This is a genomic window from Dyella dinghuensis, from assembly GCF_003977615.1.
GTDB classification, from domain to species: domain Bacteria; phylum Pseudomonadota; class Gammaproteobacteria; order Xanthomonadales; family Rhodanobacteraceae; genus Dyella_B; species Dyella_B dinghuensis.
The window spans coordinates 24,670-51,008 of record NZ_RYZR01000005.1 but is presented as its reverse complement, the minus strand read 5'-3'; the positions used below and the strand labels follow the sequence as shown (position 1 = coordinate 51,008).

General features: G+C 59.4%; 34 protein-coding genes and 1 tRNA gene. 14 read left to right on the top strand and 21 right to left on the bottom strand.

The genetic code is table 11. The features are described from left to right. The first annotated feature begins 35 nt into the window (after nt 1-35). The gene (locus tag EKH79_RS07745) at nt 36-1,157 is read left to right on the top strand and encodes an inorganic phosphate transporter (protein ID WP_199754202.1); all 1,122 of its coding nucleotides are present in this window, start codon (nt 36-38) and stop codon (nt 1,155-1,157) included. Here the strand turns inward: EKH79_RS07745 and EKH79_RS07740 are convergent, their stop codons facing one another. After that, nucleotides 1,158-1,562: a hypothetical protein gene (locus tag EKH79_RS07740; protein WP_126673231.1), complete on the bottom strand. Its 405-nt coding sequence runs from the start codon at nt 1,560-1,562 to the stop codon at nt 1,158-1,160. It abuts the gene before it with no gap. Between the two features lie 148 nt (nt 1,563-1,710). Here EKH79_RS07740 and EKH79_RS07735 point away from each other — a divergent pair, with 148 nt between their 5' ends. Together EKH79_RS07735 and recQ are read left to right on the top strand one after the other, a co-directional pair. Further along, complete coding sequence (locus EKH79_RS07735) at nt 1,711-2,052, top strand: MGMT family protein (RefSeq protein ID WP_126673230.1); 342 nt, start codon at nt 1,711-1,713, stop codon at nt 2,050-2,052. A gap of 97 nt (nt 2,053-2,149) precedes the next feature. Beyond that, on the top strand, nt 2,150-3,964 hold the full coding sequence (recQ, locus tag EKH79_RS07730; protein WP_126673229.1) for a DNA helicase RecQ: 1,815 nt from the start codon (nt 2,150-2,152) through the stop codon (nt 3,962-3,964). A 24-nt stretch (nt 3,965-3,988) separates the two neighbouring features. On the opposite strand, the gene EKH79_RS07725 is transcribed toward recQ, so the two are convergent. The 3 genes from EKH79_RS07725 to EKH79_RS07715 form a co-directional block, all read right to left on the bottom strand. Then, nucleotides 3,989-4,327 carry a hypothetical protein gene (locus EKH79_RS07725; RefSeq protein WP_199754200.1) on the bottom strand — a complete coding sequence of 113 codons (339 nt, stop codon included), beginning with the start codon at nt 4,325-4,327 and terminating at the stop codon, nt 3,989-3,991. Between the two features lie 134 nt (nt 4,328-4,461). Next, complete coding sequence (locus EKH79_RS07720) at nt 4,462-4,806, bottom strand: MliC family protein (RefSeq protein WP_126673228.1); 345 nt, start codon at nt 4,804-4,806, stop codon at nt 4,462-4,464. Nucleotides 4,807-4,878: 72 nt separating this feature from the next. Beyond that, the gene (locus EKH79_RS07715) at nt 4,879-5,268 is read right to left on the bottom strand and encodes a thioredoxin family protein (RefSeq protein WP_126673227.1); all 390 of its coding nucleotides are present in this window, start codon (nt 5,266-5,268) and stop codon (nt 4,879-4,881) included. Between the two features lie 167 nt (nt 5,269-5,435). Between EKH79_RS07715 and EKH79_RS07710 the strand changes: the two genes are divergently transcribed. Continuing rightward, entirely contained in the window at nt 5,436-6,161 is a 726-nt protein-coding gene (locus EKH79_RS07710) for a cytochrome c biogenesis CcdA family protein (protein ID WP_126673226.1), read from the top strand. Nucleotides 6,162-6,221: 60 nt separating this feature from the next. Here the strand turns inward: EKH79_RS07710 and EKH79_RS07705 are convergent, their stop codons facing one another. From EKH79_RS07705 to EKH79_RS07695, 3 genes are all read right to left on the bottom strand, one after another. Beyond that, a complete protein-coding gene (locus tag EKH79_RS07705; RefSeq protein ID WP_233590239.1) occupies nt 6,222-6,638 on the bottom strand; it encodes a PepSY domain-containing protein in 417 nt (138 codons plus the stop codon). Between the two features lie 299 nt (nt 6,639-6,937). Next, a complete protein-coding gene (locus tag EKH79_RS07700) occupies nt 6,938-7,162 on the bottom strand; it encodes a hypothetical protein (RefSeq protein WP_126673225.1) in 225 nt (74 codons plus the stop codon). Between the two features lie 116 nt (nt 7,163-7,278). Beyond that, entirely contained in the window at nt 7,279-7,539 is a 261-nt protein-coding gene (locus EKH79_RS07695; protein ID WP_126673224.1) for a hypothetical protein, read from the bottom strand. Between the two features lie 558 nt (nt 7,540-8,097). Between EKH79_RS07695 and EKH79_RS07690 the strand changes: the two genes are divergently transcribed. Next, a complete protein-coding gene (locus EKH79_RS07690) occupies nt 8,098-8,991 on the top strand; it encodes a hypothetical protein (protein ID WP_126673223.1) in 894 nt (297 codons plus the stop codon). A gap of 152 nt (nt 8,992-9,143) precedes the next feature. On the opposite strand, the gene EKH79_RS07685 is transcribed toward EKH79_RS07690, so the two are convergent. From EKH79_RS07685 to ftsY, 6 genes are all read right to left on the bottom strand, one after another. Further along, nucleotides 9,144-9,770, bottom strand: a complete 627-nt coding sequence (locus EKH79_RS07685) for an outer membrane protein (RefSeq protein WP_126673222.1) — start codon at nt 9,768-9,770, stop codon at nt 9,144-9,146. Between the two features lie 545 nt (nt 9,771-10,315). After that, a tRNA-Phe gene (locus EKH79_RS07680) sits at nt 10,316-10,391 on the bottom strand. Nucleotides 10,392-10,461: 70 nt separating this feature from the next. Beyond that, entirely contained in the window at nt 10,462-10,740 is a 279-nt protein-coding gene (locus EKH79_RS07675) for an oxidative damage protection protein (RefSeq protein ID WP_126673221.1), read from the bottom strand. Next, entirely contained in the window at nt 10,737-11,798 is a 1,062-nt protein-coding gene (gene mutY, locus EKH79_RS07670) for an A/G-specific adenine glycosylase (RefSeq protein WP_126673220.1), read from the bottom strand. The genes EKH79_RS07675 and mutY overlap by 4 nt, the downstream gene beginning before the upstream one ends. Beyond that, nucleotides 11,795-12,883 (bottom strand): AsmA family protein, encoded by a 1,089-nt coding sequence (locus EKH79_RS07665; protein WP_126673219.1) that lies wholly within the window; start codon nt 12,881-12,883, stop codon nt 11,795-11,797. Before EKH79_RS07665 ends, mutY begins: the two co-directional genes overlap by 4 nt. Further along, nucleotides 12,884-13,954: a signal recognition particle-docking protein FtsY gene (ftsY, locus tag EKH79_RS07660; RefSeq protein ID WP_126673218.1), complete on the bottom strand. Its 1,071-nt coding sequence runs from the start codon at nt 13,952-13,954 to the stop codon at nt 12,884-12,886. It abuts the gene before it with no gap. Nucleotides 13,955-14,028: 74 nt separating this feature from the next. Between ftsY and rsmD the strand changes: the two genes are divergently transcribed. The 3 genes from rsmD to EKH79_RS07645 are packed head-to-tail and all read left to right on the top strand — an operon-like array spanning nt 14,029 to nt 15,670. Next, nucleotides 14,029-14,586, top strand: coding sequence for a 16S rRNA (guanine(966)-N(2))-methyltransferase RsmD (gene rsmD / locus EKH79_RS07655; RefSeq protein WP_126673217.1), 558 nt, complete (start codon nt 14,029-14,031; stop codon nt 14,584-14,586). Between the two features lie 45 nt (nt 14,587-14,631). Then, nucleotides 14,632-15,171, top strand: a complete 540-nt coding sequence (gene coaD, locus EKH79_RS07650) for a pantetheine-phosphate adenylyltransferase (RefSeq protein ID WP_126673216.1) — start codon at nt 14,632-14,634, stop codon at nt 15,169-15,171. Further along, a complete protein-coding gene (locus EKH79_RS07645; RefSeq protein ID WP_126673215.1) occupies nt 15,164-15,670 on the top strand; it encodes a hypothetical protein in 507 nt (168 codons plus the stop codon). Before coaD ends, EKH79_RS07645 begins: the two co-directional genes overlap by 8 nt. Here EKH79_RS07645 and EKH79_RS18860 read toward each other — a convergent pair. Beyond that, nucleotides 15,655-15,831, bottom strand: a complete 177-nt coding sequence (locus tag EKH79_RS18860) for a hypothetical protein (RefSeq protein ID WP_158621213.1) — start codon at nt 15,829-15,831, stop codon at nt 15,655-15,657. The genes EKH79_RS07645 and EKH79_RS18860 overlap by 16 nt on opposite strands. A gap of 15 nt (nt 15,832-15,846) precedes the next feature. Here EKH79_RS18860 and EKH79_RS07640 point away from each other — a divergent pair, with 15 nt between their 5' ends. From EKH79_RS07640 to bla, 5 genes are all read left to right on the top strand, one after another. Then, entirely contained in the window at nt 15,847-16,101 is a 255-nt protein-coding gene (locus EKH79_RS07640) for a YfhL family 4Fe-4S dicluster ferredoxin (protein ID WP_126673214.1), read from the top strand. Further along, complete coding sequence (gene ggt, locus EKH79_RS07635; protein WP_126673213.1) at nt 16,098-17,813, top strand: gamma-glutamyltransferase; 1,716 nt, start codon at nt 16,098-16,100, stop codon at nt 17,811-17,813. Before EKH79_RS07640 ends, ggt begins: the two co-directional genes overlap by 4 nt. Before the next feature lie 77 nt (nt 17,814-17,890). After that, on the top strand, nt 17,891-18,742 hold the full coding sequence (locus EKH79_RS07630; protein ID WP_126673212.1) for an MBL fold metallo-hydrolase: 852 nt from the start codon (nt 17,891-17,893) through the stop codon (nt 18,740-18,742). Between the two features lie 39 nt (nt 18,743-18,781). Further along, a complete protein-coding gene (locus tag EKH79_RS07625; RefSeq protein WP_126673211.1) occupies nt 18,782-19,837 on the top strand; it encodes a TMEM43 family protein in 1,056 nt (351 codons plus the stop codon). Between the two features lie 80 nt (nt 19,838-19,917). After that, nucleotides 19,918-20,808: a subclass B3 metallo-beta-lactamase gene (gene bla, locus EKH79_RS07620; protein ID WP_233590238.1), complete on the top strand. Its 891-nt coding sequence runs from the start codon at nt 19,918-19,920 to the stop codon at nt 20,806-20,808. 5 nt (nt 20,809-20,813) lie between these two features. Here the strand turns inward: bla and EKH79_RS07615 are convergent, their stop codons facing one another. From EKH79_RS07615 to cdd, 4 genes are all read right to left on the bottom strand, one after another. Continuing rightward, a complete protein-coding gene (locus tag EKH79_RS07615) occupies nt 20,814-21,386 on the bottom strand; it encodes an NUDIX hydrolase (protein ID WP_126673210.1) in 573 nt (190 codons plus the stop codon). Between the two features lie 20 nt (nt 21,387-21,406). Continuing rightward, entirely contained in the window at nt 21,407-22,312 is a 906-nt protein-coding gene (locus EKH79_RS07610) for a 5'-3' exonuclease (RefSeq protein WP_126673209.1), read from the bottom strand. 4 nt (nt 22,313-22,316) lie between these two features. Then, nucleotides 22,317-22,886, bottom strand: coding sequence for a nitroreductase family protein (locus EKH79_RS07605; RefSeq protein WP_126673208.1), 570 nt, complete (start codon nt 22,884-22,886; stop codon nt 22,317-22,319). A gap of 76 nt (nt 22,887-22,962) precedes the next feature. Beyond that, nucleotides 22,963-23,376: a cytidine deaminase gene (gene cdd / locus EKH79_RS07600; RefSeq protein ID WP_126673207.1), complete on the bottom strand. Its 414-nt coding sequence runs from the start codon at nt 23,374-23,376 to the stop codon at nt 22,963-22,965. Nucleotides 23,377-23,515: 139 nt separating this feature from the next. Between cdd and EKH79_RS07595 the strand changes: the two genes are divergently transcribed. Next, nucleotides 23,516-24,616 (top strand): NAD(P) transhydrogenase subunit alpha, encoded by a 1,101-nt coding sequence (locus tag EKH79_RS07595; protein WP_126673206.1) that lies wholly within the window; start codon nt 23,516-23,518, stop codon nt 24,614-24,616. Nucleotides 24,617-24,685: 69 nt separating this feature from the next. Here EKH79_RS07595 and EKH79_RS07590 read toward each other — a convergent pair whose 3' ends face one another. Genes EKH79_RS07590 through EKH79_RS07580 form a run of 3 tightly spaced genes read right to left on the bottom strand, consistent with a single transcriptional unit; the run spans nt 24,686 to nt 26,196 of the window. Next, entirely contained in the window at nt 24,686-25,204 is a 519-nt protein-coding gene (locus EKH79_RS07590; protein WP_126673205.1) for a DUF3106 domain-containing protein, read from the bottom strand. Between the two features lie 3 nt (nt 25,205-25,207). Further along, the gene (locus tag EKH79_RS07585; RefSeq protein ID WP_126673204.1) at nt 25,208-25,612 is read right to left on the bottom strand and encodes a DUF3619 family protein; all 405 of its coding nucleotides are present in this window, start codon (nt 25,610-25,612) and stop codon (nt 25,208-25,210) included. Beyond that, entirely contained in the window at nt 25,609-26,196 is a 588-nt protein-coding gene (locus EKH79_RS07580; protein WP_126673203.1) for an RNA polymerase sigma factor, read from the bottom strand. The genes EKH79_RS07585 and EKH79_RS07580 overlap by 4 nt, the downstream gene beginning before the upstream one ends. Nucleotides 26,197-26,339 lie beyond the last annotated feature (143 nt).

Here is a 26,339-nt window from a genome sequence, read left to right as displayed (position 1 = left end):
CCTTATGCATGGTATTGCCCGACGGGAGTCGGCGCATGAGTCTGGGCCTTGTCGCTGCGGTCGTGCTGATCGCGCTCGCATTTACCTACATCAACGGTTTTCACGACACCGCCAACTCCATCGCAACGGTGGTGGCGACCAAAGTGCTGACGCCGGGTCAGGCAGTGCTGCTGGCTGCGATCACCAACATGATCGGTGCGTTGTGGGGCACGGCGGTGGCGGCAACCATCGCTGCGGGCATCGTCAACACCGGTGTGGTGGAAGCGGGTCCGCAATTGCTGATTTGCGCGTTGCTGGCGGCCATCGTCTGGAATCTGCTTACGTGGTGGCTGGGTTTGCCTTCCAGCTCCAGTCACGCCTTGGTAGGTTCGCTGGTGGGCGCAGCCATTGCGGCATCGGGCGGCCGTTTTTCCGCGGTGATCTGGGCGCAGGGCGCGCATTGGTGGGACGGCAAGGGCGTCATTCCGAAAGTGGTGGTGCCCATGGTCGTCTCGCCGTTGATGGGTTTCGTGCTGGGCTTCCTGCTGATGGGTTTGCTCTACGCGTTGCTTTCGTGGTTCGCAAGCCAAAAGAATTTTCTGCGCTATCTGGGGCGCACGCCGTTCGTCAACAGCTTCTTCGGCAAGGCGCAGATCGTGTCGGCAAGCGCGATGGGCTTGGCGCACGGCATGAACGACGCGCAAAAGAGCATGGGCATCATCGCGCTCGCGCTCGCCAGCGCGACGACGGCGGGGCAGTTCGATGGCTTGCCTTCCTGGCTTTCTTTCCTGCGTATTCATGCGCCGACGGCGACCGGTTTTGCCGTGCCGTCATGGGTGGCGGTGGTGTGTGCGCTGACGATGGCCGCGGGTACGGCAGGCGGTGGTTGGCGCATCATCAAGACGTTGGGTCACAAGATGGTGAAGCTGCATCCGATCAATGGATTCGCTGCGGAAGGCAGTTCCGCGATGGTGATTCTTGCTGCATCGGCATTCGGTTTGCCGGTGTCGACGACGCATGTGGTCTCGTCGTCGATCATGGGCGTGGGCGCAGCGAAACGCTTCAATGCCATTCGCTGGTCGGTAGTCGAGCGCATGGTGTGGGCGTGGATTCTCACGCTGCCGGTGACGGCGCTGCTCGCTTACGCGTTCGTTTCTGTGGCGCGTCTTTGGCTTTGATCAGAACGAGTCGCCGCCGTTGACGATCACCTGCTCCAGTTGATCGCCCAGCGTGCCCAGTTCATCGATCAGTCGACGCAGTTCCTGCTGATTGAGCAGATCGTATGGCCGGTTTTCACACAGATGCAGGTACGGCGATCCATCGAGATCGGTCACAGCCAGAAAACCGTTGCGCTGCTCCCAGTTGAAACGCAGGCAACGCTTGGGGTCGGTGCCTGACAGCGGACCGATAGGTGTGGAAATGCGCAGATAGCGCCGTCCGGTTTCATCTTCCAGTTCCGCCAGGTAAATGCCTTGATGGCGGCCTTGCGGGAGCACCAGATCGAAGCTGATCAGATACGGATCGTTTTGCCTCAAGGTATGCAGGCTGCCGACAAGCGAACGTACGGCTTCGAAATGATGCATACGGCGGTCCGTACAGAAAGCGGGTGGACGGATACTGTGCCACGACTGCGGTAATTTTGCGTACACGGCATGATATGAAGAAGACTTCTCTGGTTGCTGCCGACGTCTGCGTAAGCTTCATCCGAGTACCCCAAACGGGCACACTGTCATGAAAGAGGAATATCTGCGGGTTTTCGCTGCCATCGCGGCCATTCCGCCAGGGCGCGTCGCCAGCTACGGCGCCATTGCCGCGCGCGCCGGATTGCCGGGCAGGGCGCGGCTGGTCGGAAGACTCTTGGGCGAGGTGCCCGATGGCATGGTCTTGCCGTGGTTCCGCGTACTGCGCTCCAGCGGTCAGATCGCCATGGCACCCGGCAGTCGCGGTTATCGCGAGCAATGCCGTCTGCTGAAGGCAGAAGGCGTGGAAGTGAAGAACGGCCGCGTGCCGCTGTCGCGTTTCGGCCTGGATGCGGATATCGATCACGCGATCTGGGGCATGCCCGAATCGTAATCGGACGGTGTTTCGGGAATGGCGATGACGCGCTTCCATTCCGCGCAACCACATGGCATCCGTGAGTGCGGTGGCGCAGTTTGTTAGCATGGCAGGGATGCCTGCCACCGCCCTCGACATTCTTCAGAGCGTTTTCGGTTACACCCGTTTTCGCGATCCTCAGCAAGCCATTGTTGAACACGTTGCCGACGGCGGCGATGCGCTTGTGCTCATGCCAACGGGCGGCGGCAAGTCGTTGTGCTACCAGATTCCGGCTTTGCTCAGACAAGGCACGGGCATTGTCGTATCGCCCTTGATTGCATTGATGCAGGATCAGGTCGATGCCTTGCGCGAAGCAGGTGTTGCCGCGGCCTATCTCAATTCCAGCCTGGACGCGCAACAACAGCGCGAGGTGGAAAGGCAATTGCTGGCGGGCGAATTGAACTTGTTGTATGTCGCGCCGGAACGTTTGCTTACCTCGCGTTTTCTCGATCTGCTCGAACGCACGGAAGTCGCGCTATTTGCTATCGACGAAGCGCATTGCGTCTCGCAGTGGGGACACGACTTTCGCCCTGAATACCGCGAACTGACGATCCTGCATCAGCGCTTTCCGAACGTACCGCGCATCGCGCTCACCGCAACGGCCGATCCGCGCACGCGCGAGGAGATTGTCGAGCGGCTCGCGTTGCAGCAGGCGCGTCAGTTCGTCTCCAGCTTCGATCGCCCGAACATCAACTATATCGTCGCGCAGCGGCATAATCCGCGCAGCCAGCTCACGAGTTTTCTCGAAGGGCACCGTGGCGATGCAGGCATCGTGTATTGCCTCAGCCGCCGTAAAGTCGACGAAACGGCGCAGTGGCTTTCCGATGCGGGTATCGAGGCATTGCCTTATCACGCAGGTCTCGATGCTGCGAAGCGTGCATTCAATCAGCAACGCTTTCTGCGCGAAGACGGTGTGGTGATGGTGGCCACGGTGGCGTTCGGCATGGGCATCGACAAGCCCGACGTGCGTTTTGTCGTCCACCTGGATCTTCCGCGCAGCATGGAAGGTTATTACCAGGAGACCGGTCGTGCCGGTCGCGATGGTTTGCCGGCCAACGCGTGGATGATTTACGGCCTGTCCGACGTGGTCACCATGAGCCAGATGATTGCGCAGTCCGAATCTGCGGATGAACGCAAGCGCGTCGAACGACAGAAACTTGAATCCTTGCTTGCGTATGCCGAAGCAACACGTTGCCGTCGCGAAGTGCTGCTGGGTGCATTCGGCGAGGATTTTCATGGTCCATGCGGGCGTTGCGACAACTGCATTGAGCCACCAAAAACCTGGAATGCGACGGTGCCGGCGCAGAAGGCGCTTTCAGCGGTCTATCGCAGTGGACAGCGTTTCGGTTCCGGGCACGTCATCGATGTCCTGCGCGGCATCGACAATGAGCGCATGAGTCAACTCGGTCACGATCGGCTCACCACGTTCGGCATTGGTGCCGACATGGATGAGAAGCAGTGGCGCTCCGTGTTCCGGCAGTTGTTGGCGAGTGGCCTGCTTGCGACGGATGCCGAAGGTTTTGGCACGTTGCGTCTTACCGCAACCAGCCGCGATGTGCTGGTCGGCAACAAATCCGTGCACATGCGCGAAGAAACGCGCCCTGCGCGCAAGGCATCGCGTCGCCGCGACAGTCAGTTGGTGACGGGTGCGAGTCTGGGTATCGAGGCTTACGAGCAGCCGATGTGGGAAGCACTGCGTGCACTGCGTGCGAGGCTGGCCAAGCAACATGGCGTGCCCGCGTACGTCATCTTCCACGATGCAACCTTGCTGGCCATGCTGCGTGCACTGCCGGAGACGGAAGAAGACCTTGCATCCATCAGCGGCATCGGCGAAGCAAAACTCAAACGCTATGGCCGCGATTTCCTCGACGTGATCAACGCGAAGGATTGATCCGCGAGAGAAGGCAGCAACCGATCATCCATGATCGGTCACGCCACGGTGTGGGCGGTTCCATGCACGGCGCGAACGACTTACGCGCGCTTGCGAAGGATCGACGCCGGCAGTTCTGAATGTGTTGGTGGCACGCGCCAACCGTGCATGGGGCAACGCGGTGGATTCACCCACGTAACGCCATTCACTCAAAGTCTGTGGGAGACGCGCCTGTGGCCAGGCGATGCGCAAGGCTTCCAGGGCGGCTTCTGCCGAATCGTGGCGCGCGACTTCCAGCGCCTCGACCAGCGAACGCCAGCGGTGACCGTGTTTCACAATGCGAAAAAGGCCACGGCTGGACGGAAAAACGTACTGCGACTCCATCGGGAGATACTCCATTTCCGATGGCAAAAGGATGCGCGCCGTCGATGACGCGACGGTTATTCCTATGCGTCATTACCGTGGCGGCCAGTGGTCGCTCCGATGACTGGGGCCGCATTTGTTAGAACGAAGTGAGATCAGGGGGCGTGACAGGCCACGCCGGGTGCGTTCGCAATCGTTTCGCTCGCTGCCAAGGGGGCCAGGCTGCCGTCGTGCATGCCCTTGGTCCACCATTGCCAGCCATCGCCGGTGTAGCGGGCTCCATCCGCGGACATCGCGATGTTCAGGGTATGGGTCTGACCATCGATCTTGACCTGCGCGGTGTGGGTGTCCGGATACGCCGCTTGCACGACGCGTCCATCCGCGCATGCATAACTGATCCATGACGACGTTGCGCTTGCCTGAGCGTGCGTTGCGTCCGTCGACGCACATCCGCTTACGGCGATCAACGATATGGTGAGCAAGACATTGGCAATGCGCATGGCCAGCCCTCGTGTTGGCGAGGGCCAGCATAGAACGAACTCAGCGTGCTGTCCTATCGACAGGATTTGCCGTTATTGCAGCGCCGATTGCGCCAGCGATTTGATCTGCTCGGGATCCGTGATGCCCACGGTTCGTCCGACCTCTTTGGCACCGTGATAGGCAATCAACGTGCTTTGCTGTGTGATGCCCAGGGCGCTTTTTTCAGCCGTCTGATTATCGTAATCAAGTCGAAGGATCACGAGTTTTGCGAAGGCGGGATCCTTGGCCATCGCGTCGATGGTCGGTGCCTGTTTGCGGCAGGTCGGACACCAGCTCGCATACGCGTCCACCAAGACAGGTTCCCCCGCTGCCTGCGCTGCTTTCAGTGCAGCCGTGCTGAAAGGTTGAATCGGCGCAGCCAGGGCGACAGATGTGAAAGCCAAGCCAATCGCGGCAAGCGAGAGCATTCGAAGTGTGTGCATGGGTCGGGCCTTGCGTTGGTCGTCAAACCATTATTCGATGGAAGCACGGCGCGGGTTACACCGATGAGAAATGTAACTTCAATACGACGCATGTCGAAGACACAGGCAACAGATGTCTACGGAGACGAGCACATGTTTATCGGCGTTGCCTGCCTGGTCAGGTATTTATGAGCGGCAGCCTTAATCCACTTGTTGCCTACGCAGCCGGCGTGCTGACGATCTTGTCGCCCTGCGTGATTCCGCTGGTGCCCATCGTGCTGGGTAGTGCAGCGCAACGTCATCGCTTTGGGCCACTCGCGCTGGCGATCGGGCTGGTCGCGTCGTTCACGCTGGCCGGTTTTCTTATTGCGACTGTCGGTGCTTCGATTGGATTGGATGGCGACCGGGTTCGCAAGATAAGCGCCATTCTTTTGCTTCTCGTAGGCATCGCATTGCTGATTCCGCGAGCGCAGGGGTGGCTTGAGCACATCATGGGGCCGCTCGCGAGCTGGGCGGGAGAACGCCAGGCGCGATTGGAACGATTCGGTTTAGCGGGACAAGCAGGCATTGGCGTATTGCTTGGTCTGGTGTGGAGTCCCTGCGTTGGGCCGACACTCGGTGCTGCGACCGTGCTGGCTGCGCAAGGTAAAAACCTTGGCGAGGTCGCTTTTGTGATGCTGGCTTTTGCGCTCGGCATCGCGACGGTGCTGGTCGCCATGGCCATGGCGACACAGAAGTTGATGTCGCGCTGGCGTGCCAGATTGATGAATGCCAGCACGCGCGGCCGACGCATATTGGGTGCATTGATGTTACTGGTCGGTGTACTGATCATCACCGGCACCGATCACGCTCTGGAGGCCATCGTCATCGGGATATTGCCCGACTGGGTTACCAACCTGACGACATCGCTGTGAGATGCAAACAACGCGAGGATGGTCAATCCTCGTGTTATCACAGTGAGAATCGGCGATCGATCAATTGCTGCCGATAATTCGGCCCGTATCCGGATCGATCTGCAGCTTCACATCCTTGCCGTTCTGATTTTCTGCTTTCGCCGTCCACACGCCGTTACCGAAGTCGACGTCGTGAACGCGTGTGTAGCCGTCAGTCGAGAGCTGTGCGCGAACGTCGGATTCACTCAGGCGAGAAATCTGCGAGTCCGGAAAGGCGCGTCCCGTCGTTGGATCGATGCGCAATTTCACCTTCGTGCCATCGCCGCTTTTGGCGCGAGCCGTCCAGACGCCGTCATGAAAATCCACATCGTGCACGTCGTTGTAACCCTGCTGCGCAAGGTCGGCGCGTACATCCTGCTCAGTCATGGCCTGCTGCGCCGTGGCGACACCACATACCAGCGCTAGCGCGATGGTCAATGAAGTCATCGTCTTTTTCACGGACGGATCCTCATGGCTTTTGGGAGCCTTGAGTCTTTGTCGCGCGATATCAATCCGGAGTGAAAACAGCGCGGCGCGATAGGGGTTTATTCATGCTTTGCTAACGGGCTGTTTATCGAGCCGTATCGGGCATGAACCCTTTTGTAGTATTTGCGCATACGCAAGAAATGTATGGCTTGGCCATAACACATGTCAGTGAAGCAGCTCACGCGAGGACGCGCCGCAAGTTACTTGCGGCGTTCGATGACACACCGATGAGCGTTGCGCATCACCGATGCATCATCGGATTGACGCGAAGGTCAGCCAAACCTGCTGAATTGCGGCACGCGAACGCGAGCCGCCATAACGGGTTGCTCTTCAACAACGCTGGCGGCGATCTCTGAAAGAACCGCTGCCGCCTGTGAGGCAACACGCTGAGGCCAACAATCCTGAATATGCTCGGCAACAAGACATGGTTCACCTGCACCACATTGCGGGCAGGTTTTGTTGTGGAGCATCAGTTCTTCTACAACAGTCAAAATCATGGCACACCCCCTGCGATGGCCGCCCCCAGACTTCCCCAAGTCCGGGTGAGAATCGTTGAGTGTTCTATCGGCCTGTCTGGCGGTTACTTGAGCCCGGGCGGGGCGGGTGCAAGTCGTCAGTGGCGAACCATGGCATTCCAGGCCGGAGGTTCATCGGCGGCCGGCAGCAGGCGGCTATCAAATGCTCGCCATTGGCCGTCGTTTCCCTCGATGCTGATTACCGCCGAAGGATCCCCGGACGCCCGAGCCTCCTTGCATCGGTCGATGGCAAACACGAGCGCCTCGCGGCGGGAGTGAAAAAGCTGCGTCTTACCGTTCTCTACCACACGCCATTCTGCGGCTTGGCTTTCACAGTAGGGGATATAAAACGTGCTCATGACACCCTTCCGTTGATTCACACGAGTTGGGTGAATGTGAAATTTTTTCTGTGTGGGGCAGGTGCACAACGCGTCAAGGATCCATAGATATTCTTCGGCGCCAGATTCGCTGGCAAAGCCGTCTCAAGCTCTTTTCTTTTTCCGGTTGCTGCGTTTCAAAGTGCTGTTAAGCAAGATATTGCGAGAAAATCGCAAGTTGCATCGGAACAGCATGATTTTACGAGAAAAATAGTCGAAGCCTTCGTCTGGCTTTCATCAAGACTTACGTTATTCTTGCGCCAAGCTGACGACGAATCGGGCGCCAGCTGCTTTCTTTCAGCCAGGGGAAAATACGTGGCGCAGGTTCTTCTTCACATTGGAAGTGAAAAGACTGGGACGACCTATCTGCAGCACACGTTGCATGCGAATGCGAATTTGCTGCGTAAAAGGTACGGCGTTCTATACCCCACAGATAGTCTGCTGTGCGCGCAACGAGCGCACCATCCTATTGCTGCCGCATTTCTCTCATCGGATCGATGCGACTTCATCAGCCCATCTTCCAAGCAACCCGTTGCTTTGATGATGGAGCATTTAAATCGCTTGATCGATCGCACGCGCAGCGACTGCGTTCTGCTTAGTGCCGAACATATGTCCTCGCGTTTTGACCTCGCTGCGATATACGAATTGGCTGGACATCTTTCCGCACACTCGGTGCAAGTCATTCTTTATGTGCGCAGACAGGACGAGATGGCATTGAGCGCGTTGTCCACAGATCTGTGTTGCGGTAGCCGTGACTGGATACCGATCGATCGCATTTCACCTGACGTTCGCCGTTTCAATCCGCTGCAGGTTGTGGAGGATTGGCAAGCGGTATTCGGTCGCGATGCTGTGACGGTCAGATCCTATGCAAGCGCGTGCAGAAGCGGGCTTGCCGCCGATTTCTTGCATTGCGCCGGACTGGAACACGTTGATCTGTCTGAATTCGAATCGGTGGGACGCATCAATCAGCGCATCAGCCTGTATGAAGCGCGAATTCTTCACGGCATCAATCAATGTCTACCGACATGGCGCGAAGCGGTGCGCACAGGCACACCGGATGCGTATCACGAAGCCAACCAATTGCGCAGGAGTCTGCTCGCGTGGCTTCGATCCGATAACGCCGTATCAAATGAATTCGCGCTTGAGAGTGCATTAACGTCTCACGAGCGAGCAACTCTGATGCAGCGCTTTGCACACATCAACAATTGGCTTGTCGACTCCTATGGCCTGGAAGCCCCAGACTTCGACATGCGACTCAATGAAACCTCCAGCTCAGCCGTAAAGGCGCTGAAGCCCGAAGAGGAATGCATGCTGATGGCCCAGGTGCTTCGTGTAATCAGCCAGCGTCTCATGCAAAGCGAATCGCACGGCTCGATCAGCTGGGGCGCAGTACGCAAGATTGGAGCCTGGTCCAAGCGATTGGGAGCGCATTGAATTCAGCGCCTCCTTGCGCGGCAACGACGGGGGGTGCCCGCCAAAAAAGCAGAATTGGTGGCGCTGAGCATATCGAGGTACAAGCTGGATATGCTCGTGGCGCGCCGTAATGAATGCTCCGTGCCAATCCAAATGGGGTGCCGTCGTGAAAATCAGAATCGATATTCTGCGGTGAGCGTGTAGGCATCCACTCGAGGCGTTACGTCGAATAATATTTCTTGGTAGTTGGTGACAACATGAGCGCGATAGCGGTCGTAATTGAGGCCAACGCCAAATGACTTGCTGATGTCATATCCGATGCCGACGCCGAAATAACTTCCCATACCGGAGACGTTGGCGCTGGTCGTGTAGGTAGTTTGCGGGTACGGAAAAAAGGACCAACTGGTTTCTTTGGATATTTGATGATCGGTGGACCTGAAAAAACCGCCGCGCGCGGATACGTAGAAACCCATCGGCAGCGAATACTTCAGATTGGCGCCGAGCACCGGGCCATCAATGCGTTCACTCAAATTGGTGAATCCTATGAGATGACCGTAATATTGGTGACTGTGGCCGAGGTTCGCGTATCCAGTTTCCAGTCCGTATGAAAACGCACCGCTTGTCCATCGATACCCAACGCGCAACGCTTCCGTATGACTGTGTCCATAGAAGTCATACACATTGGATTGCGGATAGAAATTCGTTTCGCCGAGACTGGTGTTTACGAAAAAACCGCTGGCGTGGCTCAGGCTGGTCACTGAAGCGAGTAATGCAAAGCAAAGAAGCTTTTTGCTGTCCATGTAATTTCCCTTCCTTAAAATAATGGCAACAGGGGAGTCTGTCGTTCATGTGGCTCGGCGACAAAACACTCGCGCCAAGTTAAAGATTTCGTCCTGCGGTATTGACGTCCATATTGCCTAATTTAGCTCGGACTTGCATTAGACAGTGCTGGCATAGTGCGCAGGCGTAGGGCGCAATTTCAATGAACGGCGACTCCTGTCATGCCTTCCACGGCGAATATCCGTGCGCGATAGCGTTAGTCTCGCCGACGATGTTGGCGCCTCCATCGTTTCCAACAAGGCCACGTTGAACCGATGACGAGCCACGCCACATAGAAGAGTTGAAGGCCGACGTTGACGACTCCCGATCGGTGAACGATTGCGTAGTTCAACCCCAAACACACCAGCACGAAGATGCCTAATGCAAAGGGATCGAAAGAGGAACGCGTCGGGGAGGGTTGGCTCATGGAGGAGCGAGAATACATCCACGTGCGAGTGGATGCGTGGGGCGTGCATACCCCAGAAACTAAAAAGCCAAGACCGGTCAAAGTCTTGGCTCGAGAACATGGTGGCCGGGGACGGAATCGAACCGCCGACACGGGGATTTTCAATCCCCTGCTCTACCAACTGAGCTACCCGGCCAGGGTGGACAGCCGCTGGGGCTATCGGTGTTGCGTGGAGCCGCACATTAAATCGGATGGGCGGCCGTGCGTCAAGACTTGGACTCGGGCGCGACGTAGCCTTCCGGGGTTTTTACGTCGCCGCCAAAGAAGAATTTCTCCATTTCCTCGCCTAGAAACTTGCGCGATTTCGGATCCAGCGGGTTGAGACGGTATTCGTTGATCAGCATGGTCTGGTGGCTCAGCCATTGCTGCCACGCGGGTTTGGAGATTTCGGCGTAAATGCGCTGGCCCAGCGGGCCGGGCCAGGGGGCAAAATCCAGGCCTTCCGCCTCGATGTCGAGTTTCGCGCAGTGAATGGTGCGGCTCATGGTTGTTTCTCTTCTTCTGTAGGTTCCGGCAGCGCCATCAGCAGGGTTCGCACCGGGGCAGGGAGGCCGAGTGCGGGCAGGTCGGCGATGGCGCACCAGCGCAGATCTGCATTATCGGCGATTGCGTGTGCGGGTGCTGCGCTGTCGAACAGCAAGGGTTGAATCTTAAGCCGATAGTGGCTGAAGACATGCAGGAACGGCGTTAGCGATTGCGCGTCGTCGATGCGGGCGTGGCGCTGGGCTTCGCGCCATGCGTTGTCGGTATCGTCGGCTTCCGGCAGGCTCCACAGGCCGGACCATACGCCTTGTGCACCGCGACGCTGCAGAAGCATGCGGCCTTCGGTGTCGCGCAGGATCAGCATGATCGTGCTGCGCGTCGGAATGGATTTCCCGGGTTTCGGTGTCGGCAATTGCGCGGTGAGGTTTTCGCGGAACGCGATGCACTCGTTACGCATCGGGCACGCGTCGCACAGCGGGCGCGCGCGCACGCATACCGTGGCGCCCAAATCCATGATCGCCTGGGTGTAATCCGCTGTGCGTTCTGCGGGTGTGTGTTCGTCTGCACGCAGCCAGAGTTGTTTTTCGACTTCTCGTTCGCCGGGATGTCCAGCGATGCCGTGGTATCGCGTCAGTACACGTTTCACGTTGCCGTCAAGAATCGGAAAACGCAGTCCATAGGCCTGCGCGAGGATGGCGCCTGCGGTGGAGCGACCGATGCCCGGTAGTGCGGCAAGCGCATCGAATTCGCGCGGCAATTCACCGTTGTGCAATTCAACGCATCGTTGCGCTGCTCGATGCAGAAAACGCGCGCGCCGGTAATAGCCAAGACCGGACCACAACGCGAGCACGGTATCTTCGTCCGCCGTGGCGAGATCGCCCAGCGTAGGCAGTTTCGCCAGGAAACGCTGGAAGTACGGAATGACCGTGCTCACTTGCGTCTGCTGCAGCATGATTTCCGACAGCCACACGCGATATGCATCGCGTGGATGTTGCCACGGCAGGTCGTGACGGCCATGACGATCGAACCAGGCGAGCAGGGCGTTGGCGAACGTGGTCACTGCGGATGCGGTGCGACAGGTTTTGCGGGCGGCGCAACACTTTGCGCATCGGCGGGCACGGCATCGCCGGTTTGCACGCTCAAGCCTTCGATATGCACTTTGCCGATATCGAGTGAGGCCATGTTGATTTGCCCATTACCGGGCGGCGCGGAGAGCTTTGGCTCCTGCGGATTGGCCATCTGATTCCACCAGTGCGCCAATCCCAATGGCGGCAGCGCCAGATCGACATGATTATTCGTGCCGAGCAGCGTAAGGTGAAGCAACAGCGGGTTGTCCTGGCTCGCTGGCGTGAGCATGACGGCAGCATCGTAGTTGCCTTCATCCTTCTGAGAGAACTTGCCTTGCAGCGCCAGCGTTGCGTTTGCCGCGCCGTTCCAGCGTGCATGCCCCGCTAGGTGCACTTCGGTAGCGCTGCTGTCTGAAGCATGTACCGTAATTTCGTTGAGCAACAAGGCACCCTTGTCGATGCTTAGAGTGCTTGAGAGTTGCAGCTGCAAAAGCGTGCCGTTGGGTTCCTTGCCGGACAGATTTATCCAGAACGCCTGATTCGGCGCAAGGCGGCCGGTATCGAGCGACACATCGCTCAACCATTGGCTGTTGCCTTCGACCAGACTGCCATTGCGAATGCGTACACCTGTCGCAATGCGCGGTATCTGTTCGGGTACGCTGGTCGACTGCGGCGGCAGCGCGAGCAGCCATGCCTGCAACGCATCCAGATCGACGCGCGGTGAATTGATCTGCATGCGCGAGATCACCACCGGACCGCCAAGTAGCGTGCGCCAAGGAAGCACCAGCCGGCCGTTTGCGGCGAGCAGGATGGGCATGTTGGTATCGCGCGAACCTGTATCGGTGGCGATCAGCGTGATGCCTTCCAGTTGCAATGCAGGGCGCGGAAACAGCGTCGGGCTCGCGGGACTGGATAGCGTCAATTGCAGACCTGCTTCCTTGGCTTGCTCCTGCAACATCGCGGTAAAACGATCCGGTTGCAGCAACAGATAAAGCGACGCCAGTACGCCAAGCACGACGACACCGAGCACGCTGCCAGTGATGATCAGCAACAGACGGAGTGGTCGCGGAAAGGTCATTTATGTTTTGGCGAATTCGGCAGGAAGCAGGCCATCGACGTACGCCTCCGCATCGAACACGCGCAAGTCGGTGGCGGTTTCACCCAGGCCGACAAAGCGAATCGGCAAGCCGAATTCGCGCGCCAGCGCGAACACCACACCGCCTTTGGCGGTGCCGTCGAGTTTGGTGACGACCAAGCCGGTCACACCGACAATCTGCCGGAACTGACGTACCTGATTCACCGCGTTCTGGCCGGTGGTGCCGTCAATAACCATCAGCACTTCATGCGGCGCATCGGCATCGAGCTTTTTGAGCACGCGCGCAATCTTGCCCAATTCGTCCATCAGGCCTCCTTGCGTATGCAGACGGCCGGCAGTGTCGGCAATCAACACGTCGGCATGGCGTGAACGCGCGGCTTGAAGTGCGTCGAAGATCACGCTGGCCGCATCGGCATCCTGGCCTTGCGAAATCACGGGCACCTGATTGCGTTCGCCCCATGTCTTGAGCTGCTCCACAGCGGCGGCACGGAATGTATCGCCAGCGGCCAGCAGTACTTGTTTGCCTTCATCGCGCCAGCGACGGGCGAGTTTTCCGATGGTGGTGGTCTTGCCCGCGCCGTTGATGCCGACTGTGAGAACGACGAAGGGTTTGTGGCCTGCGATGTCGAGCGACGTCTGCACCGGCTTGAGCAATGCGATCAGTTCCTGACGCAACGCGCGCAGCAATGCGTCAGCATCGGCGAACTCGCGCTTGTGCATACGTTTGCGCAACGTCTCCACGAGCGAGGTGCTCGCTTCGATGCCGACGTCGGCAGTAATCAGCGTGGTCTCCAATTCATCCAGCAAGCTGTCGTCGAGCTTGGGATGGCGGGAGAACAACGTTGAAATGCCACGCGAAAAAACGCTGCCAGACAGGCGCTCGCGCCAACTACGGCGCGCAGGCGCTTCGGCCGATGTCTCGGTCGCTGCAACGGGCGCTTCGACGGAAGGGGGCGTTCCCTGCGCGATGGGTTGCGCTGGGGCCTGATCCGTCGCTTCCTCGTTTTCCCCGGCGCCGTTATCGGCAGGCTTCTTCTTCCAGAACTTGAGCATGAGGGGCGATATTCAAAGACAATACCGATCATGCTATCACCCCGACCTGTACTGGCCGCTGAGGACTACGGCGCATGAAGCCTGTGTCTGGCCGAATCCGCATCATTGGCGGTCACTTGCGCAATTCCCGCTTGAACGTGCCAGACCTGCCCGGGCTGCGGCCCACGCCCGAGCGCGTGCGCGAGACGCTGTTCAACTGGCTGGCACCCACCATCGCGGGGGTGCGGGCGCTGGATCTATGTGCGGGTACTGGCGCGTTGGGTATCGAGGCGCTTTCGCGCGGTGCCGGCACGGTGCAGTTTGTCGAGCCGGATGGCGCCGCGGCCGAGGCGCTCCGTGGCAACCTTGCAAGGCTCAAGGCAGACGGCGGCGTTGTATCGGGCCTCGATGCCGGGCGTTATCTGCAAGGAACGCCGCAACCGTTCGGATTGGTGTTTCTCGATCCGCCCTTCGCCTTGAATCTCTGGACGCCGTTGGCGCAGCAACTGGAGCAGCACGGGTGGCTGACGGCCTCTGCATGGGTATATGTGGAATTCCCGCGTGCAATGGCACCCGTTGTTCCAGCCAATTGGATGCCGCATCGCGAAGGACAGGCTGGCGAGGTGCGCTATGCGCTCTATCGCCGGACCTAGACCATTCCGTTAAGCTAATGCTTTCCCCCGCGAAAGCACTTTTTCGTGAACAATCCACCGGTCAATACACGCCTCGCGGTTTATCCGGGCACCTTCGACCCCATCACCAACGGCCACGCCGATTTAGTGGCGCGTGCCGCGCCTTTGTTCGAGCGCGTGGTAGTGGCGGTTGCCGAAAGTCCGAACAAGGGCAAGGGTCCGGGCTTTACGCTGCAGGAGCGCATTTCGCTCGCGCGTCTGGCGCTGGCCGATCTGAAGAATGTGGAAGTGCGCGGGTTCGACAACCTGCTGGCGCAGTTTGTCGAGCAGATCGGTGCAGGCGTCATCCTTCGCGGTTTGCGCGCCGTGTCTGATTTCGAATACGAATTTCAGCTCGCGAGCATGAATCGGCATCTCATTCCGAAGGTAGAGACGCTATTCTTGACGCCAGCGGAGCAGTACAGCTTCATTTCTTCCTCGCTGGTACGCGAGATCGGTCGCCTGGGTGGTGACATTTCCGGTTTCGTGCATCCCGCGGTCCAACAAGCCATGCGGCAGCGCTGGCATAAAAAGCAACCCGAAACCGAAGGGGATAACTATGCGTAAACTCACTCTCATCGCCACGGCCCTTGCGTTGACGGGCTGCCTGGCTCTGTCCGCGTGCAACAACCAGGGCGACAACGGGCAGCAGCAAACGCAGCAGGTCCAGCAGCTGACCAAGCCGGCCGATCCGAACGACAGCAAGGCTTGGGGTGCTTACCTGGGCCAGATCGTGCAGAAGAACATGCAGGGCATGACCGCCAGCCAGCCGTACGCCTTCCTGGTGCCGGCCGGTAACGACGATGCCTCCAACGATTCGCGCGATCGCCAGCTGAGCAACGTGCAGGACGACGTCGCTCGCGGCGTGCTGCCGGGCAACCTGCTTGCCTTCGGCGGTTCCAACTCGGGCAAGACCGGCGACTTCGTCGTCGATGCCTTCAAGGGTGCCAAGCCCGGTTCCTTCAAAGGCGTCATCGTTCTGGTGATCGGCGATCAGGCCGACGAGCAGCGCGTGGAACAGGCGCTGCAGCCGACCGGCGCCACCATTCGCTACGTCACGATGTAAGACATCGCCAAGGCGGCGAGGGCATCCTCGCCGCCTTCGGTATACGCCCACCCGTACTTCAGTACAGATAACCGGGCGCTATCTCGCTGCTTTTTCGGCATTTCGCCGATGTGCTTGTGCTTATGCGCTTTTGTTGCTTCGCACAATAAGCGTATGCCCATGTAAACTTGTCCGGCATGTCCCTCAAGATCCTCGACACCTGCGTCAACTGCGACGTCTGCGAACCCGTCTGCCCTAACAAGGCGATTTCGCTTGGCGAGGAGTACTACGTCATCGATCCTTCGTTGTGCACCGAATGCATCGGTCACCATGACGAACCGCAGTGCGTGGTGGTGTGCCCGGTCGAATGCATCATCATCGACCCCGCGCATACCGAAACGCACGAGCAACTGCACGACAAATACACCCATCTGATGGAGAGCAAGGCATGAAGGTTGCGTTGCGCTGGCACGTGCTGCTTATTGGTTTTGTCCTGACTACCGGCGCTGCCTTCGCAGCCGACAATCCGACACCTTCCACCAAGACTGCGCCGCTTGCGTTGCGTCCTGGTCATGCCGGTATCGCAAGCGCCAATGCGCTGGCGACGCAGGCGGGTTTCGAAGTGCTCGCCAAAGGTGGCAACGCTTTTGATGCGGCGATTGCGGTGGCGTCCACGCTTTCCGTGGTGGAACCGGAAAGCTCGGGCATTGGCGGTGGCTTCATGGCCACGATGCACGTTGCTTCCGGCAATCGCGATGTCTTTATCGACGCGCGCGAAACGGCACCTGCAGCCGTCAATCCCAAGGATTACCTCAATCCGGATGGCACGCCCAATCGCGATACGGCGTTGAAGGGGCCGTTCTCCGCAGGCATTCCGGGCGAACCGGCGGGCTTGGTGTGGCTTGCCAAACACTACGGCAAATTGCCCTTGGCCGATTCGCTTGCACCCGCCATCCGCACGGCACGCGACGGTTTCAAACCCGATAACCGTTTGCTCGGTTCCATTGAAGACGAACAGAAAAATCTTCAGCGTTGGCCTGCATCGGCGGCTAAATTCCTGCCGAACGGCAAAGTGCCGGCAGCGGGTGATATCTGGCGCGATCCGGATCAGGCACACACGCTTCAATTGCTCGCGCAATACGGCAACGCTGGTTTCTATAGCGGCAAAACGGCAAAGAAGATCGTCGATGCTGTCCACGCTGCTGGCGGCAACTGGACGTTGAAAGATATGTCCTCGTACAGCGTGAAAGAGCGCCTGCCGATCACGCTCGATTATCGCGGCTACAAGATCATTACTGCGCCGCCGCCGTCGTCCGGCGGTGTGGCCATTGCCGAAATCCTCAACATTCTTTCCGGTTTCGATCTGACCAAAGTCGATCAGGTGCATCGCGTGCATCTGGTGATCGAGTCGATGCGCCGCGCGTTCCGCGACCACAACGATTATCTGGGCGATCCGGACTTCGTGAAGATGCCGCTCAACATGCTGCTGTCGCCGTATTACGCCGACGGTTTGCGTCAGACCATCTTGCCCGACAAGGCCACGCCGTCGTCGATGCTTGCGCCTTCGAGCGGCGAAGATCCCGGTATGCACACCACGCATTTCTCGATCATCGATGCTGACGGCAACATGGTGGCGATTACCGCAACGGTGAACTACGTGCTCGGTTCCACCTTCGTTGCCGATGGCACGGGTGTGCTGCTGAACGACGAGATGGACGACTTCGCCCTGGTGCCGAACAAGCCCAATGTCTATGGATTGCTTGGCAGCAAGGCGAATGCGCCGGAACCGGGCAAGCGCATGCTGTCGTCGATGTCGCCGAGCATTGTCATCGGTCCTGATCGCACGGCGGTGATCGGCTCGCCAGGCGGCTCGACCATCATCACGCAGGTGCTGGAAGGCATTCTTGCCTTTATCGACGGCGGCGATGCGCACGACGTTGCCGCGCACAAGCGCTTCCATCATCAATACATGCCGGATGTGGTCATGACGGAGCCGGGCACTTTCGACGCATCGACCAGCGAAGCGCTCACCAAAATGGGTTACACGCTCAAGCAGCGCGAGCCTTGGGGCTTCATGAATGTGGTGATCTGGGACCGCCGCACGAACAAGGTCGATGCAGCCAGCGATCCGCGCCGCGCTGACGGCCTGGGCAAAGTGCAATAACGCGCAACTGCTTCAAACGCCTTTCGTCATCGGCGAAAGGCGTTTGAGTGCGACGTCTTTGATGTGGGGTAGTGGTCATGCAGTTCTGGTCGATCAACGGTAATTCGCAAAAGCTCGATGGCGGCGCGATGTTCGGCAATGCGCCCAAAGCGATGTGGTCGCGCTGGATTGCGCCGGACGAACTCAACCGCATCCCGCTCGCGTGCCGTTGCCTGCTGGTGAAAGATCTCGACGGCCGCAACGTGCTGTTCGAAACCGGTATCGGTGCGTTCTTCGAACCGGCGCTGCGTGAACGCTACGGTGTCGTGGAAAGTCACCACGTCTTGTTGGATTCGCTCGCCGAGGCGGGCGTTTCGCATGAAGACATCGACGTCGTGGTGCTCTCGCACCTGCACTTCGATCATGCCGGCGGTTTGCTTGCGGCATGGGAGGAGGGCAAGACGCCGAGCCTGCTGTTTCCCCATGCAAAATTTCTGGTCGGTGCCCAACATTGGCAGCGTGCGATGAAGCCGCATCCGCGTGATCGCGCTTCCTTTGTTCCCGAGTTGCAGTCGTTGTTGCTGCAGAGCGGCCGTCTGGAGCTGGTGGCCGGCGAGTATTCGCAGGCACTGGGGCAGGCTGTCCGCTTCCATTTTTCAGACGGTCATACACCGGGATTGATGCTGGCGGAATGCGCGGGCGTAGTTTTTTGCGCCGACCTGATTCCGGGCAAGCACTGGGTCCACCTTCCCATCACCATGGGCTACGACCGCTTCCCGGAAGCCTTGATCGAAGAAAAGCGCGTCTTCCTGGACGACAAGCTTTCACGCAACGTGAGGTTGTTTTTCACGCATGATCACGCCTGCGCCACGGCCCGCGTGACACGCGACGAGCGTGGGCGCTATGGTACGTCCGAGGAGCAGCCCGAATTGCGCGGTGCCTTGCTCTAAACCAACAGCACCGTCCCGCGACAACCAACCGGAGGTTCGATGAGCGGCGAGCGTAAGGCCCCTCCATCATTCCGTGAATTGGTGTTGCCCGCTTTGGGAGCGGTGATTCTTCTCATCGGTGTCGGCCTTACTGCCGTTACCGAAAAAGGACAGATCGACTATCAGACGCAAATGCGCCGCCACGGTGGCGATGTTCTCGATCTGGGAACGGCTGGGCGGCCGGATCGCGACGAGCAGGGTTACATGGTGCGCGTCGTCGGCGATTTGCAGGTGGTCGAATCGCCGCTCGATCAGCAATTCAATCAGCAGACCCCGCAGCCGGTCCTGATTCGCCACGTGCAAATGTTCCAGTGGCATGAAACCCAATTCGGTGGGCCGCCGGCCTACGAACTCGATTGGGAAGACAAGCCGATCGACTCCAGTCATTTCGTTCATCCCGAAGGGCACACCAATCCGGGCGCGCTTCCGATCCAGAGCCAGCAGTTTTATGCGGGGGCCGTGCGACTCAACGACTTCGTGCTCTCAACGACGCTGCTGCACGCGCTGGAAGGTAGTCAACCGGTGTCGCCGGATTTGCGTAATTTGCCGAGCAATCTCGCGGCGAGCTTTAGTCTGTACGACGGGCACCTCGTCACCAGTGCCGTTCCGTCCAATCCGCAGGTGGGCGATATTCGCGTGGGCTGGGAAGCGGTTCCGACGCAAACCGTTACGGTCGTAGCCAAAGTGGACGGCAACCGGTTGATTCCCGCCAGCGATGCACAAGACGGTGTCGGTTACGCCGTGCAAGTGGGTGACGTGCCGATCTCCGACATCTTCCCTGATTTGCCGGTGCCGCCGGAATTCCGCTGGCTGCGCGATGTGATCGGTCTGCTCCTGGCTGTGGCCGGCGTAGGTTTGCTGGTGCGCTGGCATTACGAACGCATCGATCCGATCCTGACGCCTGCGATTGCCATGGTGGTCGTCGGTGCGGTCACCAGCGTTATGTGGCTGGGCAACGACAGCACGCTGGTAGGCGAGTGGGGCGGTCTGGCGCTTGTGGGCGCGGTATTGACCGCGTGGCGTGTGAAGACGCTGAGAAGCCATTCGCATTTATAGCCACGGCGTTGCCTCATTTACGCCTCTGCAAGGACCGCGCGGCGATGGACCATCGCCGCGACCCCACGATGGAGTTCGTCATGTCCGTTCGCTTTTCACTTGGCGTTGCGCTTGCCTGTTGCGCGATGTGGTCTTCGGCCTGGTCTTCGGTAAGTGCGCAGGATCGTGCAACCTGGAATGCTCCACAGACACCATTCAAGGTTTTCGGAAACACGTATTACGTGGGTCCACATGGTTTGTCGTCGATTCTGATTTCCACTCCGCACGGCTTGGTCTTGATCGACGGTGACTTGCCCGAATCTGCGCCACTCATTGAGGCACATATCAAGGCGCTCGGATTTCGCGTGAGCGATGTCCATTGGATTCTCAACTCGCACGCACACTCCGATCACGCTGGCGGCATTGCTCAGCTTCAGCACGATAGCGGCGCACAGGTATTCGCCAGTGCGCCCGGTGCGCATGCATTGGAGCTGGGCGGTGCTGATCCGGAAGATCCTCAATTTGGTCTTGCACCGACCTACACGCCTGTACATCACGTACGAGCGGTGCGCGATGGCGAGGTGGTGAATTTTGGCGGTGTCGAGATCACGGGACACGCCACACCCGGACATACGCCCGGCAGCATGTCGTGGACGTGGCACAGTTGCGAAGGAAATACGTGTTTGAACGTCGCATATGCCGACAGTCTCACGGCATACACCAACAAAACATTTCGCTACACCGATGATGCAAAGCATCCACACCGTGTCGAGGATTTTCGCAAGTCGATTGCCACTGTCGCGGCACTCCCTTGCGACATCCTGCTAACGCCGCACCCCGATCAGAGCAACTTCTGGGACAGGGTGCAGCGGCGCCAAACGGGGGCTCACCCTGATGCGCTCATCGATACGGCAGCGTGCAAAGCCTATGCTGCCGACGCTGATAAAAATCTCGATGCTGAGCTGACCAAGGAAAAAGCGGGGCAGCCGTAATCGAATCAACCGAACAGGTCGGCATGTTCGATAAACCACAGACCCGCGAAAAGCTTCGGATCGATGGAAAAACCTTCGTTGGCGCGTGCGAGCAACCATGCGCCAGCTTCCTTGCGCGGCACTTCGTGCACGATGATGCTCTCGCTTTCGTCGCCACCGCCTTCGCCGACTTTCACAAGGTCATGCGCGCGCGCATAGGCAATGATTTCGCTACTCATACCCGATGACGACGGACCTTCGTGCACGAAGGTCACGCTGCCGCAGCGATAGCCGGTTTCTTCTTCCAGCTCGCGCTGTGCAGCCAGTAATGCGCTTTCGTTGTGTTTGTCGGCAAGATCGCCGACCAGGCCCGCCGGCATTTCGATGGTGAACTGCTGCACGGCGACCCGGTATTGCTGTACGAACAGAATCTTGTCTTCGGGCGTCACGGCCAGAATGATGACTGCGCCGCCCGGGTTGTTGCGTTCGGCGTATTCCCAGCGGCCGCGACGGCGCATGCTGAGCCAGCGTCCTTCAAACAAGGTCTCGACCGGGGCGTTGGCATCGCTGGGTTTGCTATCCGTATGCTTCGTCGACATGGCGAGTATTTCCCTATGAATTAATCCTGTGCACTGCACAGTGCGCGCAGACGGTTGCGCGTGAGTGGGCCGAAGCGGAGTTGTTCGGATAGCGATTCGATTTTGTCGCCGCTGCGTTGACGCACCAATGCTTCCGCGCTTGCTTCGACGGGTGCATCCAATGCGATACGTGTCAGCCGGCGATAAAGACGTGCCGATTCCGCATGCTCACGCAGTTTCGCGGCACAGCTTGCGGCACCGCGTATGCGCAGGAACGCGACTTCTTCGACACGATCGAGCAAATCGTCCAGGCTGCCGAAATGTGCAAGCAGCGCCGCCGCCGTTTTCGCCCCGACGCCGGGTACGCCAGGTATGTTGTCGACCGCATCGCCGCAGAGGGCGAGAAAATCGGCGACCTGTTCGGGGCGTACACCGAGACGTTCGTACACGCCCGCTGGTCCCCAGCGCGTGTTGCGCGCAAAATCCCATTGCTCGTCATGCTCGCCCAGCAGCTGACCGAAGTCTTTGTCGGCGGAGACGATCACGCTGCGAAATCCATGTCCGCGCAAACTCCACAGCGCGCTGCCGATCAGATCGTCCGCTTCGTAGGTGTGATCGATCATCACGCGCACGCCCAACGCTTCGGTCACGGCGCGGCACTGCACGAATTGCCGTTCCAGATCCGGCGGCGGCAATTCGCGGTTGGCTTTGTAATGGGGGTAGATCGCATTGCGAAACGACGTGGTCAGCGATGCATCGAACGCCACCGCAAGGTGCGAGGGTTTTTCGCGTTCCAGCAACTCGCACAGAAATCGTGTGTAGCCATGCACCGCGTTGACGGGATGGCCTTCCGCATCGTGGAATTCATCCGGCATCGAATGCCAGGCACGAAACACGTAGAGACTGCCGTCGATCAGGTGCGCAGTGGGACGGCTGGATGCGGGCATCCTGTCAGCCCTGCCACTGGCTGAGCAGATCATCCACAGCAGGACGATCGCGATCAGGGATTTCGGTCTGTGGCGTACCGATGTGCACGAAGCCGATCACGCACTCATTTTTGGCGAGGCCCAACAGTGCGGCCACTTCAGGATCGTACGCGGCCCAGCCGGTTAGCCATTGCGCGCCAAAACCCAGCGCGTAGGTTCCCAGCAGCAAGTTGTACGCCACATTGCCTGCGCAGAGTTTCTGTTCGATCTCCGGAATGCCGGCGTCATCGTGCAAGCGGGCAATTACCACGATTACCAACGGTGCGTATGTGTAGCGATTGCGTTCTTTCTCGCGCTTGGAGTCGGCCAGATTCGGATCGCGGCGAATGGCGCGTTCGGCCAGCTGTGCTCCGAACCTAAGCTTTGCATCGCCGCGAAGTTCGATCAGACGAAACGGAACCAGTTTGCCGTGATCGGGCACGCGAATGGATGCTTCAAGCAAAGCACGCAATGTCGCCGCATCCGGTGCGGGCTCGCCGAGCTGGCGGGAGGGCGCCGAGTGGCGTTGTTGAAGCAGGGAAAGCGCGTCGTGCATGGGGAGGCCGTCGGGGTGTAAATCGCTATCCTACAACCGTACGTGTTTCCGCCAGAATTTGCCCTCTCGAATCGGCTTAGCCCGACCGCTTCAGCAGGAAGCCATCAGGTAGCAAAGCGGCAACGGTGGTGAGCCGCGTGGCACCATTCAAATTCGCCAGCAGCACGGGCATATCACCGTCGCACAGCTCGGCAAGCGCCTGTCTGCACGAGCCGCAAGGTGTGACGGGTTCGGGTGTATCGGCAATCACGGCCATGGCGGTGAAATCCCCGGGTTTGCATCCGGCGGCGATGGCGCTGAACAGGGCGGTGCGTTCGGCGCAATTGCATAAACCGTAAGCCGCGTTTTCGACATTGCAGCCAGGAAACTGACGACCGTCCCTTGTTTGCAGGGCGGCGCCGACATGAAAATTCGAATACGGCGCGTACGCCTTGTCGCGCGTGGCGCGGGCAAGTTCCAGCAGGGCAGAGCTGACTGGCTGCGTCGACATCCGGAACTCCGTCGCTGGCGGGCTGACCAGTCTAACCCAAGAGTCTGTTGGCGCAGGGGCCGCAGACAGGCGCTTATGGGAGTTCGCCTCGACACGGGCATCGGCTAGGATGCTCAAACGATTCCGCTGGGGAAAACCGATGTCGATCACCGTGTCTGCATTGCGTGAAACGGCCGCTGGCGAGCGGCGTGTGGCCATCACGCCCGAAGTCGCAAAAAAATTGCATGGCAAGGGCGTACGCGTATTGCTTGAGCATGGCGCGGGCAGCTCGGCGGGATTTCCGGATGCAAGCTACGGCGATGCCGAGTTCGCTGACAAGGATCAGGTATTGCAGCAAGCCGATTTGCTGGCGTGCGTGTTACCGCCCGAAGACGCGTCGATCACTCGCTTGCGCGAAGGCAGCATCGTGGTCGGGCAGTTGCGTCCACATGGTGCGCCAACGCGTATCGAAGCGCTCGCGCAACGCAAGGTGACCGCCTTCTCGCTGGAATTGCTGCCGCGTACCACGCGCGCGCAGGCGATGGATGTGCTCAGTTCGCAGGCCGCGGTGGCGGGTTATCGCGCCATGCTGATTGCGGCTGAGAACTCGCCGAAATTTTTCCCGATGCTGACAACCGCGGCTGGCACGATCCGGCCATCGCGCGTATTGGTCATTGGTGCGGGTGTTGCGGGACTGCAGGCGATTGCGACAGCGCGGCGCTTGGGTGCGCAAATCGAAGGTTACGACGTGCGCCCGGAAACACGCGAACAGATCGAATCGCTGGGCGCGAAGTTTCTCGATCTGGGTGTCAGTGCCGCAGGCAGTGGCGGTTATGCGCGCGAACTGACGGCCGAAGAACGCGCCGCGCAACAGCAGGCGCTGGCCGATCATCTGAAAGTCTTCGACGCCGTTGTCACCACTGCAGCCGTACCGGGTCGCGCGGCGCCAAAAATCCTCACCAAGGCGATGGTGGAGGGTATGAAGCCCGGTGCGTTGATTGTGGATCTGGCGGCCGATAGCGGCGGCAACTGTGAATTGACGCAACCTGGCGAGCGCGTCGAGCACGGTGGTGTGACCATTCTCGGTCCGTTGAATCTTGCAGCGGGTGCGCCGCTGCATGCGTCGGAAATGTATGCGCGCAACGTCTACAACTTCGCCGAGCTGCTCATTCGCGAAAACAGCCTGCAGCCTGACTTCAACGACGAGCTTGTCGCAAAAAGTTGTGTGACGCGAGGTGGTGAAAAAATCTTTGCCGCGTAGCTTGGCGGCAAACGAGTTTTCACAAGCGTTGTCGCGACCGTGTTAGAAAAATGACGGCGATGGGCGCCGTCAGCGCCCTGGCATGCCGAAGGCATGCTTACCCGGAAGCGTGGAATTAGGGCCAAGGTGGTGCAGCCATTGCTGCTTCTGCTCCGGCGATTGCTGCTGCCATTGACGACGCAACGCGTCGCGCTGGGCAGGCGGCAGTTGCTGGAAGCGCTGAAAGGCGTCATGCAGCTGCTGCTGCTTGTCGGCCGGCAGCGTCTCGTACAGATGCTGGTTCTGCTGCGCCTGTTGACGCTCTTCCGGCGTCATCTGCTGCCAGCGTTCGATATTGCTGCGGATCTGCGCCTGGCGTTCCGGCGGCATCGATTCCCAATTCCTTTCGCGGTCAAGCAAGCGTTCCTGCTTGCGCGGTGGGAAGGAATCCCACTGTGACTGAAACGGACCGAGCAGATTACGCTGGGTCGGCGACAGGGAATTCCACGGATGTACAACGGGTGCGTTCTGCGCGTACGACGGCGCCGCGGCCATGAAACCAAGGGTCAGGATGAACAGGGCGGGCAGGCGATGTCGACGTGGCAGCATGGCTCAGTTTTTGGGCTGGTTACTGCTGCCGCTCTGATTGGCAGCCAACCAGCTGTAGAAGTCGAGGTTCTGGTACAGGGTAGGATCGGTCTTGTCAGTACCCGGCGGCAACGCTTCGACGTCCTGTTCGGCAGCGACCGGAACGGCAGCCTGCTGGTTGGACGAGTTGTCGTGCGACCCGGGTGTCGGTTGCCAGATCATCAACGCAGCCAGGGCCATCGCGGCCAGCGCACCGACGGGTACCAACACGCGCGCACGGTGATGCGGCGACGCCTGAGTCTTGGCCGCTTCCAGTGCCGTGCGGCGCGCAGCGCGCAGGCGACCGGCCGTCACCGGATCAACGCGGTGAGCGGCTTCCTGATAGAGCGCGCGGGCGCGCTTTTCGAAATCTTTGTCGGACGAGTTCATCGCCACTCCTCCAGTTCCTCTCGCAAATGTTGCATCGCGCGCGAGAGATGCGTTTTGACGCTGCCTTCCGAGCAGCCCATCGCCTGTGCGGTTTCAGCCACATCCAGGCCTTCCAGTACGCGCAGCATGAAGGCTTCGCGCTGACGCTGCGGAAGCTGCTTCACGGCTGCTGCCATATCGGCAAAAGACTGTTCGCCGTGCAATTTTTCGAGCGGGTCCGGACCGGTATCGGCCGGTTCCCACACGGGTAGTTCGTCGCCGTCGTCGTCGTGACCGCCGCCGAGCCAGCCGACCACAATGGAGCGAACCTTGCGTCGGCGCTGAATATCTACGATACGCCGGCGCAGGATGCCCCAGAACAGCGGCGTCCATTCCTCAGCCGGTTTGTCACGGTAATGCTTGACCAGCCGGAGCATGGCGTCCTGCACGGCATCCAGGGCATCTTCGCGATGACCCAGATGCAACTCGGCCATGCGGAAGGCCCGGCGCTCCATGCTGGCCAGGAAAGCATCCAGGCTGGCGGGCACGGCCCGGCCTTCCTGGACCAGGAGATCCGACTCAAAGACTGCCGAGACGCTGTTCATGGCGCCAGTTTCCGAATCGTCTGGACGGGCATCCCGTGGCTCCATCTGTTCGACTCTCGACATCAACGCGTGACGCGCGCACGGGTTGACTTAGTGAACGGCAACCAGACACCGTATGATGCGTCGTATCTGGCTGATTGGCG